The following is a 14,803-nucleotide window of genomic DNA, read 5'->3' on the forward strand; positions in this document are numbered from 1 at the left end:
ATATGTGAACCGTTAAACCGCGGCAGCGCCGCCGACGATTTCCGAGATCTCCTGGGTGATCGCAGCCTGACGCGCCTTGTTGTAGATCAACTGAAGCTCTTTGATCAAATCACCGGCGTTGTCTGTGGCGTTCTTCATGGCGATCATCCGGGCCGCTTGTTCAGCAGCGTTGTTCTCGACCACCGCCTGGTATACCTGCGACTCCACGTAACGCACCATCAAGCCGTCCAGCAGCTCTTTTGCGTCGGGTTCGTACAGGTAGTCCCAGTGATGCTTGAGATCCTGATCCGGGGTTGCCACCAACGGTACCAATTGCTCGACCGTCGGCTTCTGGGTCATGGTATTGATGAACTTGTTCGAAACCACCGAGAGGCGATCGATACGGCCGTCCAGGTAGGCGTCCAGCATCACTTTGACGGAGCCGATCAGATCGTTGATCGATGGCTCTTCGCCCAAATGGCTGATCGCTGCTACGACGTTGCCGCCAAAGATGCGGAAGAAAGTCGCACCCTTGCTGCCGATCACGCACAGGTCGATTTCCACGCCCTGTTCGCGGTTTGCGCTCATGTCCTTGACCAGGGCCTTGAACAGGTTGGTGTTCAAGCCACCGCACAGACCACGGTCACTGCTCACCACGATATAACCGGCGCGCTTTACAGGGCGCTCGATCATGAACGGGTGGCGGTATTCCGGGTTGGCGTTGGCCAGATGACCGATCACCTGGCGGATACGTTCCGCGTAAGGACGGCTAGCAGCCATGCGCATTTGTGCCTTGCGCATCTTGCTGACCGCCACTTTCTCCATGGCGCTGGTAATTTTTTGCGTGCTTTTGATGCTCGCAATCTTACTGCGAATCTCTTTTGCGCCTGCCATGTATCACCTATCAGGTTAGCAAGCGGGGGCCTAAGCCCCCGCTGCGGCTTACCAGGTCTGGGTGGCCTTGAACTTCTCGATACCGGCTTTCAGGCCTGCGTCGATTTCGTCGTTGAAGTCACCCTTCACGTTGATCTTCGCCATCAGTTCAGCGTGATCACGGTTGAAGAAGGCGATCAGTGCTTGCTCGAAGCTGCCGATCTTGGAGACCTCTACGTCGGTCAGGAAGCCACGCTCAGCGGCGTACAGCGACAGAGCCATGTCCGCAATGGACATCGGCGCGTACTGCTTCTGCTTCATCAGCTCGGTAACGCGCTGACCATGCTCCAGCTGCTTGCGGGTCGCTTCGTCCAGATCGGACGCGAACTGGGCGAATGCAGCCAGTTCACGGTACTGAGCCAGAGCGGTACGAATACCACCGGACAGCTTCTTGATGATCTTGGTCTGAGCGGCACCACCTACACGGGATACCGAAACACCGGCGTTCACTGCAGGGCGGATGCCCGAGTTGAACATGGCCGATTCCAGGAAGATCTGACCGTCGGTGATGGAAATCACGTTGGTCGGAACGAACGCAGAAACGTCGCCAGCCTGGGTTTCGATGATCGGCAGAGCGGTCAGGGAACCGGTTTTGCCAGTGACAGCACCGTTGGTGAACTTCTCGACGTACTCTTCCGAAACGCGCGATGCACGCTCCAGCAGACGGGAGTGGAGATAGAACACGTCGCCTGGGTATGCTTCGCGTCCTGGTGGACGGCGCAGCAGCAGGGAGATCTGACGGTAGGCAACGGCCTGCTTGGACAGGTCATCGTAAACGATCAGTGCGTCTTCACCGCGGTCGCGGAAGAACTCGCCCATGGTGCAACCGGCGTATGGCGCCAGGAATTGCAGTGCGGCGGATTCCGAAGCACTGGCAACAACCACGATGGTGTTGGCCAGGGCGCCGTTTTCTTCCAGCTTGCGAACGATGTTGGCAACGGTGGAACGCTTCTGACCTACAGCAACATAAACACAGAAAATACCGGAGTCTTTCTGGTTGATGATGGCGTCGATGGCCATGGCGGTCTTGCCGATCTGACGGTCGCCAATGATCAGCTCACGCTGGCCACGGCCGACAGGGATCATGGCGTCGACGGATTTGTAACCAGTCTGTACAGGCTGGTCTACCGACTTACGCCAGATCACGCCTGGAGCAACTTTCTCGACTGCGTCGGTCTCGGTGTTGCCCAGAGGACCTTTGCCATCGATAGGGTTGCCCAGTGCGTCGACGACGCGACCCAGCAGTTCCTTACCAACCGGAACTTCCAGGATGCGGCCGGTGCACTTGGCGCTCATGCCTTCGGCGAGGGTGTCATATGCACCCAGGATCACTGCACCTACGGAGTCTTGCTCCAGGTTCAGGGCCATGCCGTAGACGCCACCAGGGAACTCGATCATTTCGCCGTACATGACGTCGGCCAGACCGTGGATCCGCACGATACCGTCGGATACCGAAACAACGGTACCTTCGTTACGGGCTTGGGAGCTCACATCGAGGTTATCGATGCGGCCCTTGATGATTTCACTAATTTCGGAAGGATTGAGTTGCTGCATTGCTCTGCTGCCCCTTCAAACTCAAGATTTCAATGCTTCGGCCAGTTTCGCGATTTTGCCGCGAACAGAGCCATCGATTACCAGGTCACCGGCGCGGATGACGACGCCGCCAATCAGGCTGGCATCCTCCGACGCGTGCAGGCGCACTTCCTGGCCTAACCGTGCACTGAGAACCTTGGCGAGTTTGTCTTGCTGTTCTTGGTTCAACGCGAAGGCACTGGTGACTTCCACGTCCACGGATTTCTCTTGCTCGGCCTTGTACAGGTCGAACAGGGCGGCAATCTCCGGCAGAAGCAGGAGACGGTCGTTTTCCGCGGCAACATGAATGAAATTCTGTGCCTGTGCATTGAACTTGTCACCGCACACGTCAATGAACGTGGCGGCCTTTTCTGCGCTCGTCAGTCGCGGGGCCTTGAGCAGGCGCTGCATGGTGTCGTCTTGCGACACCGCAGCAGCCAGGCCGAGCATGGCTGACCAATTGGCCAGTTGCTGATGGGCCTGGGCATGCTCAAAGGCAGCCTTAGCGTAAGGTCGGGCCAACGTGGTCAGTTCTGCCATGATCGCCCTCGCTTAAATTTCAGCGGCCAGTTTGTTAACCAGCTCCGCATGCGCGTTTTGATCGATTGTGGCGCCAAGGATCTTTTCAGCACCACCAACGGCCAGAGCACCCACTTGGGCACGCAGGGCGTCTTTAGCGCTGTTCAGTTCCTGTTCGATCTCGGCCAGAGCCTGAGCCTTCACACGGTCAGCTTCGACACGAGCCTGTTCACGGGCTTCGTCGACAAGCTGAGCAGCGCGTTTCTTGCTTTGCTCGATGATTTCGGCTGCCTGTGCTTTAGCTTCACGCAGTTGCTGACCCGCTTTCTCTTGGGCCAGCTCCAGGTCGCGAGCTGCGCGGTTGGCAGCGTCCAAGCCGTCGGCAATCTTCTTTTGGCGCTCTTGCAGGGCAGTGATGACCGGAGGCCATACATACTTCATGCAGAAGAGTACAAAAATCAGGAAAGCAACGGATTGGCCAATCAGGGTTGCATTAATGTTCACGCCAACACCTCGCTCGGTCTTAATTCATACAGCCATCAACTCGTGGTGACGAGTGATTAGCCGGCGATCTGACCAACGAACGGATTCGCGAAGGTGAAGAACAGAGCGATACCAACACCGATCATGGTTACGGCGTCGAGCAGACCGGCAACGATGAACATTTTGACCTGCAGCATCGGAACCATTTCTGGCTGACGAGCAGCGCCTTCCAGGAACTTGCCACCCAGCAGGCCGAAACCAATGGCGGTACCCAGAGCACCCAGGCCGATCAGCAGAGCAACAGCGATAGCGGTCAGACCAACTACAGTTTCCATCTTTCCTCCCGACTTTTACGTCGTATTGGTTAGGTTTTTAGTTTGAAGCGGTAAAACAAATCGTTTGGTACAGCATGCCCTTGCGGACTTTTTAAGCCCTCCCCCCGTACAGGCAGGGAAGGCTATCAGACACGCCAGGCGGTCTTAATGGTTATCTTCGTGAGCCATCGACAGGTAGACGATGGTCAGCATCATGAAGATGAAAGCTTGCAGGGTGATGATCAGGATGTGGAACACAGCCCACGCCCATTGCAGCACCACACCCAGGCCGCTGAGCCACAGCAGGCCGGAGCCGAACATTACAGCGATCAGGATGAACACCAGCTCGCCAGCATACATGTTGCCGAACAGACGCAGTGCCAACGAGATCGGCTTGGCGATCAGGGTGACGAATTCCAGCAGGAAGTTGACAGGAATCAGCAGGATCTGCACGAAGATATTCTTGCTGCCAAACGGGTGCAGGGTCAGCTCACCGATGAAGCCGCCCAGCCCCTTGACCTTGATGCTGTAGAAGATGATCAGGGCGAAGACGCAGAAGGCCATTGCCAGGGTCGCGTTCGGGTCGGTGGTCGACACGGCGCGGAACGGAATGTGCGGGTCACCGGAAATCAGGATGGCCAGCTGAGGAATCCAGTCGACCGGTACCAGGTCGACGGCGTTCATCAGGAATACCCAGACGAAAATGGTCAGCGCCAGCGGTGCGATTACCGGGCTACGGCCGTGGAAGGAATCCTTCACGCTGCCATTGACGAAGTCGACCATCACTTCAACGAAGTTCTGCAGACCGCCAGGTTGGCCGGAAGTCGCCTTCTTGGCCGCCATGCGGAAGATCAACAGGAAGATCAGACCCAGCGCGACGGACCAACCCAGGGTGTCCAGGTGGAACGCCCAGAAGCCCATTGCCTTGGCTTCTGCAGCCGAATGGGCGAAGCCCCAGCTGCCGTCTGGTAGTTGACCGTAGGTCAGGTTCTGCAAGTGGTGCTGGATATAGCCCGAAGCGGTTTCTGCTGCCATGGTTGCCTCAAACGCCCTAAGGTCTCGAAAGTCTTTTATTCATCAGCAGGGGCGCGAACCAGCTGACCAAAAGGGTCAACACGAAGACGCCGAATACTGCTAGCGGCGCCAGTGGCTTCACTCCTGCAAAGGTCAGTGCAAAAAGCACTGCCGTCAAAATCATCTTGCCTGCCTCGCCCGCGTAAAACGACTTGACGATAGCTTGTGCCGCCCGAGCCCCGCTGAAGCGAAAAGCCTTCCAGGCGAAATACACATTGGGCAGCCAGGCAATCAAACCTCCGCAAAGGCCTGAATATCCACTGACCGCCCCTTTCCACTGCCACAACACCAAGGTTGCCAGCAGCAGTACGACAAATTGAGCCAGCAGTACCGGAAAAACCGCCCAGCGATGGAAAGGCAGGCGGTTTGGCGTGCGTATTTCCATCACAACTGCTCCTCGGAAGTCGACCAACAAGTCAGCTATGACTTGGCATAATTTGTGCCGACAAAATGCGCGCAGAGTATAGGGGTGGATTAACCCCTATTCAACTCTTCGGTAGTGATTTCCGACTTCGCGCTACAAAAGGAATTGTTTCAGCGGATGTGAGCGAGCACGCCTTGCAACTCGTCAAGCGAGTTGTAACGAATAACCAACTGGCCTTTGCCCTTGTTGCCATGACGAATCTGTACGGCCGAGCCCAGGCGCTCTGCGAGCCGCTGTTCAAGCCGTGCGATATCCGGATCAGGTTTGCTCGGTTCGACCGGATCAGGCTTGTCGCTGAGCCACTGACGAACCAGTGCCTCGGTTTGGCGCACGGTGAGGCCACGTGCGACAACATGACGCGCCCCCTCCTCCTGACGATTTTCATCCAGGCCGAGCAATGCACGGGCGTGCCCCATCTCCAGGTCACCGTGGGCGAGCATGGTCTTGATCGCATCGGGCAGGGTAATGAGGCGCAGCAGGTTGGCCACGGTCACCCGCGACTTGCCCACAGCGTCAGCCACCTGCTGCTGGGTGAGCTCGAATTCCTGTTGCAGGCGCTGCAGGGCCATGGCCTCTTCCAGTGGGTTGAGGTCTTCGCGCTGGATGTTCTCGATCAATGCCATGGCGATGGCGGCTTCGTCGGGCACTTCGCGGACCATGGCCGGGATCGTGTCCAGGCCGGCCTGCTGGGTGGCGCGCCAACGGCGCTCACCGGCGATGATCTCGTATCGGTTGTCGCCAATCGGGCGTACCACGATCGGTTGCATCACACCATGGTTGCGAATCGAGTGCGCAAGCTCTTCCAGCGCCTCCGGGTCCATGTCACGGCGAGGTTGATACTTGCCACGCTGGACCAGCTCGACCGGCAGGTGTTGCAGTTCTTTCTGGTCGATCTTCACAGCCTGCTCTTCGAGCGCGCTGACGGAAGGACCACTGAGCAGTGCATCCAACCCACGTCCGAGACCCCGTTTCTTGACGGCCATACGGATTCCTTAAGTTGTTTGTGCAGTGCGTGATGGACGGCGTTGACGGCGTACCAGTTCCCCAGCCAGGGCCAGGTAAGCCAGCGCGCCCCGCGATTGCTTGTCGTAAGCAAGGGCTGGCATGCCGAAGCTGGGGGCCTCGGCCAAGCGAATGTTGCGCGGAATGACCGTGTCGTAAAGCTGAGGGCCAAAGTGCTCCTTCAACTGCGCCGAAACATCGTTGTTCAGGCTCAGGCGCGGATCGTACATGGTCCGCAGCAGGCCCTCGATCTTCAACTCCGGATTCAACCGGGCGGCGATGCGCTTGATGTTATCCACAAGGTCGCTGAGACCTTCCAGTGCGTAATACTCGCACTGCATGGGGATAATTACGCCATCGGAAGCGACCAGCGCATTGAGCGTGAGCATCGACAGCGATGGTGGGCAGTCGATGAGGATGTAGTCGTAGTTATCGCGGATAGGCGCCAGCGCGTTGCGCAGACGGCTCTCCTTGACCTGCATTTCCAGCAGCACCACCTCAGCGGCGGTCAGATCACGGTTGGCGGGCAGCAACTGGAAGCCTCCGTGCTCGGAGTAGTGCATAGCCTGGGCCAAGTCGCACTCCCCGATCAGCAGGTCGTAGACCGAGTGCTCGAGCTCGTGCTTGTCCACACCGCTGCCCATGGTGGCGTTGCCCTGCGGATCGAGGTCGATCAGCAGGACACGACGCTTGGTCGCAGCCAGCGAGGCGGCGAGATTGATACAGGTGGTTGTCTTGCCCACACCACCTTTCTGGTTCGCGATTGCGAATACCTTAGCCATTGTTGCGAGTGTTCCCAGTCATGCCTTGCGGCGCAGTATCAGCAGATGGCGCTGGCCCTGGCAACCCGGAACGGTCAGGGCCTGTTCGCTTTCCACTGTGAAGTCTGCGGGCAATGCTACCAGTTCATCGGCAGGATGCAGCCCCTTCATTGCAAGCCATTGCGTCCCGGTGTCGCCCAAGTGGCGGGTCCAGTTGGTGAAGTTCTCCATGCTGCTGAAGGCGCGGGAGATGATTCCGTCGAACGGTTGTGCCGGCTGGAAGGCCTCGACCCGGCTGTGGATAACCGTGAGGTTGTCCAGCCTGAGTTCCATTTTCACCTGTGTCAGGAAACGGGTTTTCTTGCCATTGGCGTCCAGCACGGTGACGCGCTTGTGTGGATGCAGGATAGCCAGCGGGATGCCGGGCATGCCACCGCCGCTGCCAACATCCAGCCAGTTTTCACGGTCGTTGTGGATAAAAGACATGACGCTAAGGCTGTCGAGCAAATGACGCGAAACCATCTCGTCCGGGTCGCGCACAGCAGTCAGGTTGTAGGCTTTGTTCCATTTGATCAACAGAGCCAGGTAGCCAAGCAGCTTCTCGTGCTGCTCGGCAGTCAGCTCGACACCAAGCTGGCGCGCACCTGTGGACAACTCTTCAGCGTGTTGAGGGGTGACCAGGGAACTCAAGCGCTTTGCTCCAATTCGCGGCCAGCGCCGCGTTTTTTCAAGTGAATCAACAACAGGGAAATCGCCGCCGGGGTCACACCCGGGATACGCGAAGCCTGACCCAGCGTCTCCGGACGGGTCTGGCTCAGCTTGCCCTGTATCTCCTTGGACAGGCCGGAAATCGTCGTGTAGTCGATATCCACAGGCAGGCGTGTGTCTTCGCTGGCGCGCAGTCGGGCAATTTCATCCTGCTGGCGGTCGATGTAGCCGGCGTACTTGGTGCGGATCTCGACCTGCTCGGCAACCTGTGAATCGATTACGTCACCGCCAGTCGCTTCGATCAGGCCGGCGTAGTCGATTTCGGGGCGCGCCAGCAGGTTGAGCAAGCTGTACTCGTGGCTCAGCGGAGTGCCGAACTTATCCACAATGGCCTGGCCTTGCTCGGTATTCGGCCGAACCCAGGTCGATTTCAGGCGCTGTTCCTCACGCTCGATACCGTCGCGCTTGGCGCAGAACGCGGCCCAGCGCTGGTCATCGATCAGGCCCAGTTCACGGCCCTTTTCGGTCAGGCGAAGGTCGGCGTTGTCTTCGCGCAGGATCAGGCGGTACTCGGCGCGCGAAGTGAACATGCGGTACGGCTCCTGAGTACCCAAAGTGATCAGGTCGTCGACCAGCACACCGATGTACGCTTCATCGCGGCGCGGGCACCAGCTGTCGCGACCTTGCGCACGCAGTGCAGCGTTGGTCCCGGCCAACAGACCTTGGGCACCGGCTTCTTCGTAACCGGTGGTGCCGTTGATCTGCCCGGCGAAGAACAGGCCGCCGATGACTTTGGTCTCGAGGCTGTACTTGAGGTCACGGGGATCGAAGTAGTCGTATTCGATGGCATAGCCCGGGCGCACGATGTGGGCGTTTTCCATGCCGCGGATCGAACGGACCAGCTCCAGTTGCACGTCGAACGGCAACGAAGTGGAAATACCGTTGGGATACAACTCATGGGTGTTCAAGCCTTCCGGCTCGATGAACACCTGGTGGCTTTCCTTGTCGGCGAAGCGGTGGATCTTGTCTTCGATCGAAGGACAGTAGCGCGGACCGACACCTTCGATCACGCCCGAGTACATCGGTGAACGGTCGAGGTTTGAGGCAATGATCTCGTGGGTGCGCGCATTGGTGTGGGTAATCCAGCAGCTCACCTGACGCGGGTGCATTTCGGCATTGCCCATGAACGACATCACCGGGATCGGCGTATCGCCTGGCTGTTCGGTCATTACCGAGAAATCCACAGAGCGGCCGTCGATGCGTGGCGGGGTACCGGTTTTCAGGCGGCCGACGCGCAGCGGAAGTTCACGCATGCGGTGGGCCAGGGCAATCGAAGGTGGATCACCGGCGCGACCACCGGAATGGTTTTGCAGACCAATGTGGATAAGGCCGCCGAGGAAGGTACCGGTAGTCAGTACCACCGATTCGGCAAAGAAACGCAGGCCCATCTGGGTCACCACGCCTTTGACCTGGTCCTGCTCGACGATCAGGTCGTCGCAGGACTGCTGGAATATCCACAGGTTTGGCTGGTTTTCCAGGATTTCACGCACCACTGCCTTGTAGATGGCGCGGTCGGCTTGTGCACGGGTGGCACGTACGGCCGGGCCCTTGCGGTTGTTCAGAACGCGGAACTGGATGCCGCTCTTGTCGGTGGCCAGCGCCATGGCGCCGCCGAGCGCATCGATCTCTTTGACCAGATGGCTTTTGCCAATACCGCCGATGGCGGGGTTGCAGCTCATGTGACCGAGGGTTTCCACGTTATGGGTCAGCAGCAGGGTTTTTACACCCATGCGTGCAGACGCAAGCGCAGCCTCGGTACCGGCATGGCCGCCGCCGATGACGATCACGTCAAAACGGGAAGGGAAATCCACCACGCACCTCGTGCCTGTTTTTGCGAATAGAGAAGGTAAGCGGACAAGTATAGGGACTTCACCCCCAGTAAAGAAACCGTCTGAGCAAATTTTGACCAGTCTGTGGATGAGTGGCAGACAACAGAAATCAAAGATGAAGAATTTAAAAAGCTTTGTTTTTATGTTTATTCTTATGCACAGCCTTTTCTGTGGATAAGGTCTTGAACCCCACGATTTCCGTAATGTAGAGAGAAATTAAACCCTGTGGCTGGAGTGCCATGAGGGCTATGGATAACGTCTTTTAGCCTGTGGATTAAATAGCTATTTACCCACAAGGGGGTTTTTCCTCAGAAAAAAAGGCTGCTTATCAACTGAGCTGAAGGCGAGTTTTCCACAGGGCTCCTGAGCACAGTTTTCACGCTGGGTAAGAAAAATTCATCGCGCAGGCGACCAGCCATGGTCAATGTGGGAGCGAGCGAGCCCGTGAAAAGGCCGGTACATTCGCAGAGAATCAGTGCTTGCAAGGGCCTGTTCGGGGGCCCACCCGCTCCCACAGGTGCTTGGGTCATCGGCCTGCACTCATCTTCTGCAATGAATTTCAGGCAAAAAAAAGCCGCTCCCTAAGGAGCGGCGCTTGACCTTGCCTGGCTGTGGATTACTTGCCGATGCAGAAGCTGGAGAAAATCCGCCCAAGCAGGTCATCCGAGCTGAATGCTCCTGTGATTTCCCCCAGCGCATGCTGTGCCTGACGCAAGTCCTCAGCCAGAAGCTCTCCTGCACCCGCCAAGGTCAATTGTGCATGGCCGTGTTCCAGGTGCTCGCTAGCCTGGCGCAAGGCATCCAGATGGCGCCGGCGGGCGCTGAAGCCACTCTCTGCAGTCTGTTCGTAACCCATACAGCCCTTCAGATGGTCGCGTAGCAGTTGCAGCCCTGTGTCGTCGCCCTTGGCGCTTAGGGTGATCGTCACGTGGCCGTCATCGCACTGCTCCAGCGCCACCTGCTCCCCACTCAGGTCAGCCTTGTTGCGTATCAGAGTGACCTTTGCCGGGTCGGGTCGCTGGTCAAGAAACTCGGGCCACAAAGCGAACGGGTCGCTGGCCTCGGGCGCAGTGGAGTCGACCACCAGCAGAACACGGTCTGCCTCGCCAATGGCCTTCAGGGCGCGTTCCACACCGATCTTTTCCACATGGTCATCGGTATCGCGCAAACCGGCAGTATCGACAACGTGCAGCGGCATGCCGTCGATGTGGATATGTTCGCGCAAGATATCCCGCGTGGTGCCGGCGATGTCCGTGACGATGGCTGCTTCCCGTCCGGCCAGCTGGTTCAGCAAACTTGATTTACCGGCATTCGGCCGACCGGCAATGACTACCGTCATGCCGTCGCGCAGCAAGGCGCCCTGCCCGGCCTCGCGCTGCACAGTGGATAACTCGCTGCGCACAGCATCAAGCATCGACAGCACGTGGCCATCGGCAAGGAAGTCGATCTCTTCCTCAGGAAAATCGATCGCCGCCTCGACGTAAATACGCAGGGCAATCAACGCCTCGGTAAGGCTGTGCACACGCTTGGAGAATTCCCCTTGCAGCGAGCGCAAGGCGTTTCGCGCTGCCTGGCTGGAACTGGCCTCGATCAGATCGGCGATGGCTTCGGCCTGAGCCAGGTCGAGCTTGTCGTTGAGGAAGGCGCGCTCGCTGAATTCGCCCGGACGGGCCAGACGACAGCCGACTTGTACACAGCGCTGCAGCAGCATGTCCAGAACCACCGGGCCACCGTGCCCCTGCAGTTCCAGCACGTCCTCGCCAGTGAATGAATTAGGCCCGGGAAAGAACAGCGCAATCCCTTCGTCCAGCACCAGCCCCTCATCGTCGCGGAACGGGCCGTAATGGGCATGCCGCGGGGTCAGGGTGCGGCCGGTGATCAATTGGCCGGCCTTGGCAGCCAGAGGACCGGACAACCTGACAATACCCACACCACCACGGCCCTGAGCCGTGGCGATGGCGGCGATGGTTTCACGCACAATGTTCATGCTCGAAAGCCTCTACGACAAAACGACAGATAGCAAAAACGCCCCACTAGGGGGCGTTTTTTATTCACAGGCTAGCGTATTAGCCCGTCAAGCAGCAGCTTTTTTGGTAGCTGCTTCGATACGGCGAGTGATGTACCACTGCTGCGAAATCGACAGGCAGTTGTTCACAACCCAGTACAGCACCAGACCGGCAGGGAACCACAGGAAGAAGAAGGTGAAGATGATCGGCATCATTTTCATCACCTTGGCCTGCATCGGATCCGGCGGTGTAGGGTTCAGGCGCTGCTGGATGAACATGGTGGCGCCCATGATGATCGGCAGGATAAAGAACGGATCCTTGATCGACAGGTCGGTAATCCACAGGATCCATGGGGCCTGGCGCATTTCCACGCTTTCCAGCAATACCCAGTACAGGGCCAGGAATACCGGCATCTGCACCAGGATCGGCAGGCAGCCGCCCAGTGGGTTGATCTTCTCTTTCTTGTAAAGCTCCATCATCGCCTGGGACATCTTCTGGCGATCGTCACCGAAGCGTTCCTTGAGTGCGGCGAGCTTAGGTGCAACGGCACGCATACGCGCCATGGAGCGGTAGCTGGCAGCCGACAGCGGGAAGAACAGGCCTTTGATCAACATGGTCAGCACGATGATCGACCAGCCCCAGTTACCCAGCAGGCTGTGGATATGTTGCAGCAGCCAGAAGATCGGCTGGGCGATAAACCACAGGAAGCCATAGTCGACGGTCAATTCCAGGCCTGGGGACAACTCTTTCAGCTTGGACTGGATCTTCGGACCGGCGTACAGCATGGCGCTGGTTTCGACCTTGCCGCCAGCCGGTACGCTGATAACCGGGCCGGTGTAACCGATGATGTAGTTGCCCTGGCTATCCTTGCGGGTCTGGACAACGTTGTTGTCCGACTTGGCTGGAATCCAGGCGGTCACGAAGTAGTGCTGCAGCCAGGCAACCCAGCCGCCGGACACATTTTCTTTCAAACTACCTTTGTCCATGTCCTTCATCGAGACCTTTTTGTAAGGCTCGGAAGCTGTCCACAGGGCGGCACCCAGGTAGGTAGCGGTACCGGTGGCAGTGCTGGAGGACGGATCGCCGCTGGCATCACGCTTGAGCTGGGCAAACATGTTGCCGCTCCACGCCTGGCTGCTCTGGTTGTCGATCAGATAGCTGACATTCAGGTCGTACTCACCACGCTTGAAGCTGAAACGCTTGATGTAGTTGACGCCGTTGTCACTGAACTTCAGGTCTACCACCAGTTGTTCCTGGCCGTCGGCCAGCTGGTAGCTTTTCTGTTCGGCGGCATACAGGGGACGGCCGCTGGCGCGGGCATCCGGACCGTCGGTGCCGGTCAGACCGCTTTGTGCCAGGTAAACACGCTCACCACCGTTGTCGAACAACTGGAATGGAATGTTCGGGTGGTCTTGACGGCGCGGGTACTTCGGCAGGTTCAGCTGAACGATGTCACCACCGACCGGATCGATAGCCAGTTCCAGAACGTCGGTCTTGACTCGGATCAGGTCCTTGCTGAGTGCGACCGGTGCCAGTTCGGCAGGGCTCGATTCGGCGTTGGCGCTCGGTACATCGGCGCTGGCACCGTTGTTACCGGCCGGCACGCCATCGGGCAAGCCCGGAGCAACAGTGCTGGCAGCAGTATTCTGAGTCGGCAGGGCAGCCTGGCCGTAGTCATCGTTCCACTTCAGGACCATGACGTAGGACACGACTGCCAGCGCGGCGATCAGGATCGTGCGTTTAATATCCATGATTACTCGGCTATCGAAGAAGTTCGGGAGGAAGGAGCGGGTGGAACGGGGTCGAAACCGCCGTCATTCCACGGATGACAACGCCCCAGGCGACGAACGGCCAGCCACCCACCACGCCAGATGCCATGGTTTTCGATGGCTTCATACGCGTAACAGGAGCAACTGGGGAAAAACCGACAGTGATTGGCCATCAGAGGACTAATGGCATAACGGTAAAACTGGATCGGAACGAGTGCCAGTTTACGCATCTTGGCTGTCTACCCCTGCGGAATTGGCGGTTACTGCTGGTGTCGGCCGGCTGCGCGCCAGGCGTTTCCAGAGCTTGCCAAAGTGTTGGTGCAATTCCGGGTTTTCTATCTCACCCAATCCCTTGCGCGCGACGATCACGATGTCCAGGCCGGCAAGCAATTGCTGGTTCAGACGAAAGGAATCGCGCATCAAGCGCTTGAGGCGGTTGCGTTGAACGGCGAGCTTGACACTCTTCTTGCCGATTACCAAGCCAAGGCGTGGGTGATCGAGGCCGTTCTCGCGAGCAAGGATCAGCAGGTTTTTCCCTGGAACCTTGCCGGTTGGGGAGTCGAAGACCGCTTTGAAATGCCGGGGTGTAAGCAGTCGCTTTTCCCGACTGAAGTCCTGACTCACCACCTGTGCCGAAAAATCAAATGGCCAGACGCTTACGGCCTTTGGCACGACGACGCGACAGAACAGCACGGCCGTTCTTGGTAGCCATACGGGCACGGAAACCGTGGGTGCGGGCGCGCTTGATGGTGCTTGGTTGGAAAGTACGTTTCATGGCGTGTTACCTGGTTTGTCGACGACGGGCCGGGATGGCCCCCTTTTTAAGAGACCGGCGATTCTAGAGAAAGCAAGCCCATAGGTCAATTTCCAACCAGTCATTCCATATAGAGCTTGTGATGGACGGTGCCTCCTGGATCGTGCCAAAGGGGTGCTTGATCGGACACCCGCATCGGGGACAACATGAAAAAAAAGAAGAGACATATAAAAAGCTTTTCTGAAGAACTTATAAATCTTAGGTGGATAACCTTCTGTGGATAACCATCCTTAGGCCATGAAATACGTGCTGTACAGAGTTTTACAACTTTGTTCTGAACCGGTGCTGCGGCTGTTCCCATCGTGAGAGAAAGCTGTGGATGAAAAGGCATGTTATCCACAGGTGAGTTATCAACAGGCTTGTGCCTGGGGTTGTGCATAGACCTCAGGCATGGTTACCCACAGACCTTATTCACAGAGCTGGAGCGCCGTTTTGGTCGATAAATGGCTGTTTTGTCATGGTTCCTAACGTGTCCACATGTGGATAAGTGAACGCTCGACCGGTACAATGGCGGTTTGTTTTTGCCTCATCCGGCTTTCAAACTCAGGGGATATCC

At 57.8% G+C, this 14,803-nt stretch carries 16 protein-coding genes; all 16 read right to left on the bottom strand.

Annotated features, from left to right (window positions below; translation table 11 throughout):
* Window positions 1-12: 12 nt before the first annotated feature.
* Entirely contained in the window at window positions 13-873 is an 861-nt protein-coding gene (gene atpG / locus AC3B5Q_RS25835) for a F0F1 ATP synthase subunit gamma (protein WP_003253195.1), read from the bottom strand.
* Between the two features lie 48 nt (window positions 874-921).
* On the bottom strand, window positions 922-2,466 hold the full coding sequence (gene atpA, locus AC3B5Q_RS25840) for a F0F1 ATP synthase subunit alpha (protein ID WP_021785310.1): 1,545 nt from the start codon (window positions 2,464-2,466) through the stop codon (window positions 922-924).
* A gap of 21 nt (window positions 2,467-2,487) precedes the next feature.
* Window positions 2,488-3,024: a F0F1 ATP synthase subunit delta gene (locus tag AC3B5Q_RS25845; protein ID WP_003253191.1), complete on the bottom strand. Its 537-nt coding sequence runs from the start codon at window positions 3,022-3,024 to the stop codon at window positions 2,488-2,490.
* A 12-nt stretch (window positions 3,025-3,036) separates the two neighbouring features.
* Window positions 3,037-3,507 carry a F0F1 ATP synthase subunit B gene (locus tag AC3B5Q_RS25850; protein ID WP_010955888.1) on the bottom strand — a complete coding sequence of 157 codons (471 nt, stop codon included), beginning with the start codon at window positions 3,505-3,507 and terminating at the stop codon, window positions 3,037-3,039.
* A 56-nt stretch (window positions 3,508-3,563) separates the two neighbouring features.
* The gene (gene atpE, locus AC3B5Q_RS25855) at window positions 3,564-3,821 is read right to left on the bottom strand and encodes a F0F1 ATP synthase subunit C (protein WP_003097235.1); all 258 of its coding nucleotides are present in this window, start codon (window positions 3,819-3,821) and stop codon (window positions 3,564-3,566) included.
* A 144-nt stretch (window positions 3,822-3,965) separates the two neighbouring features.
* Entirely contained in the window at window positions 3,966-4,835 is an 870-nt protein-coding gene (atpB, locus tag AC3B5Q_RS25860) for a F0F1 ATP synthase subunit A (RefSeq protein ID WP_003253188.1), read from the bottom strand.
* A gap of 16 nt (window positions 4,836-4,851) precedes the next feature.
* The gene (locus AC3B5Q_RS25865) at window positions 4,852-5,259 is read right to left on the bottom strand and encodes a F0F1 ATP synthase subunit I (protein WP_008092225.1); all 408 of its coding nucleotides are present in this window, start codon (window positions 5,257-5,259) and stop codon (window positions 4,852-4,854) included.
* 149 nt (window positions 5,260-5,408) lie between these two features.
* Window positions 5,409-6,281: a ParB/RepB/Spo0J family partition protein gene (locus AC3B5Q_RS25870; RefSeq protein ID WP_003253185.1), complete on the bottom strand. Its 873-nt coding sequence runs from the start codon at window positions 6,279-6,281 to the stop codon at window positions 5,409-5,411.
* A gap of 9 nt (window positions 6,282-6,290) precedes the next feature.
* Entirely contained in the window at window positions 6,291-7,082 is a 792-nt protein-coding gene (locus AC3B5Q_RS25875; protein ID WP_003253182.1) for a ParA family protein, read from the bottom strand.
* Window positions 7,083-7,100: 18 nt separating this feature from the next.
* A complete protein-coding gene (gene rsmG / locus AC3B5Q_RS25880; RefSeq protein ID WP_021785311.1) occupies window positions 7,101-7,751 on the bottom strand; it encodes a 16S rRNA (guanine(527)-N(7))-methyltransferase RsmG in 651 nt (216 codons plus the stop codon).
* Entirely contained in the window at window positions 7,748-9,640 is a 1,893-nt protein-coding gene (gene mnmG / locus AC3B5Q_RS25885; RefSeq protein WP_274119163.1) for a tRNA uridine-5-carboxymethylaminomethyl(34) synthesis enzyme MnmG, read from the bottom strand. Before mnmG ends, rsmG begins: the two co-directional genes overlap by 4 nt.
* A 634-nt stretch (window positions 9,641-10,274) precedes the next feature.
* On the bottom strand, window positions 10,275-11,645 hold the full coding sequence (gene mnmE / locus AC3B5Q_RS25890; RefSeq protein ID WP_021785313.1) for a tRNA uridine-5-carboxymethylaminomethyl(34) synthesis GTPase MnmE: 1,371 nt from the start codon (window positions 11,643-11,645) through the stop codon (window positions 10,275-10,277).
* Between the two features lie 87 nt (window positions 11,646-11,732).
* Window positions 11,733-13,415, bottom strand: a complete 1,683-nt coding sequence (yidC, locus tag AC3B5Q_RS25895; RefSeq protein WP_021785314.1) for a membrane protein insertase YidC — start codon at window positions 13,413-13,415, stop codon at window positions 11,733-11,735.
* Window positions 13,416-13,417: 2 nt separating this feature from the next.
* Window positions 13,418-13,663, bottom strand: a complete 246-nt coding sequence (yidD, locus tag AC3B5Q_RS25900; protein ID WP_003253169.1) for a membrane protein insertion efficiency factor YidD — start codon at window positions 13,661-13,663, stop codon at window positions 13,418-13,420.
* Window positions 13,656-14,060, bottom strand: a complete 405-nt coding sequence (rnpA, locus tag AC3B5Q_RS25905; RefSeq protein WP_003253166.1) for a ribonuclease P protein component — start codon at window positions 14,058-14,060, stop codon at window positions 13,656-13,658. Before rnpA ends, yidD begins: the two co-directional genes overlap by 8 nt.
* Before the next feature lie 13 nt (window positions 14,061-14,073).
* Entirely contained in the window at window positions 14,074-14,208 is a 135-nt protein-coding gene (gene rpmH, locus AC3B5Q_RS25910; protein ID WP_003253163.1) for a 50S ribosomal protein L34, read from the bottom strand.
* Between the last annotated feature and the right edge of the window lie 595 nt (window positions 14,209-14,803).

The organism is Pseudomonas sp. D5(2026) (assembly GCF_057766845.1).

Excerpts from the sequence above, each read along its gene's own strand:
- atpG (WP_003253195.1), bottom strand. The coding sequence starts at position 873 with ATGGCAGGCGCAAAAGAGATTCGCAGTAAGATTGCGAGCATCAAAAGC.
- atpA (WP_021785310.1), bottom strand. The coding sequence starts at position 2,466 with ATGCAGCAACTCAATCCTTCCGAAATTAGTGAAATCATCAAGGGCCGC.
- AC3B5Q_RS25845 (WP_003253191.1), bottom strand. The coding sequence starts at position 3,024 with ATGGCAGAACTGACCACGTTGGCCCGACCTTACGCTAAGGCTGCCTTT.
- atpE (WP_003097235.1), bottom strand. The coding sequence starts at position 3,821 with ATGGAAACTGTAGTTGGTCTGACCGCTATCGCTGTTGCTCTGCTGATC.
- atpB (WP_003253188.1), bottom strand. The coding sequence starts at position 4,835 with ATGGCAGCAGAAACCGCTTCGGGCTATATCCAGCACCACTTGCAGAAC.
- AC3B5Q_RS25865 (WP_008092225.1), bottom strand. The coding sequence starts at position 5,259 with ATGGAAATACGCACGCCAAACCGCCTGCCTTTCCATCGCTGGGCGGTT.
- AC3B5Q_RS25870 (WP_003253185.1), bottom strand. The coding sequence starts at position 6,281 with ATGGCCGTCAAGAAACGGGGTCTCGGACGTGGGTTGGATGCACTGCTC.
- AC3B5Q_RS25875 (WP_003253182.1), bottom strand. The coding sequence starts at position 7,082 with ATGGCTAAGGTATTCGCAATCGCGAACCAGAAAGGTGGTGTGGGCAAG.
- mnmE (WP_021785313.1), bottom strand. The coding sequence starts at position 11,645 with ATGAACATTGTGCGTGAAACCATCGCCGCCATCGCCACGGCTCAGGGC.
- yidC (WP_021785314.1), bottom strand. The coding sequence starts at position 13,415 with ATGGATATTAAACGCACGATCCTGATCGCCGCGCTGGCAGTCGTGTCC.
- yidD (WP_003253169.1), bottom strand. The coding sequence starts at position 13,663 with ATGCGTAAACTGGCACTCGTTCCGATCCAGTTTTACCGTTATGCCATT.
- rpmH (WP_003253163.1), bottom strand. The coding sequence starts at position 14,208 with ATGAAACGTACTTTCCAACCAAGCACCATCAAGCGCGCCCGCACCCAC.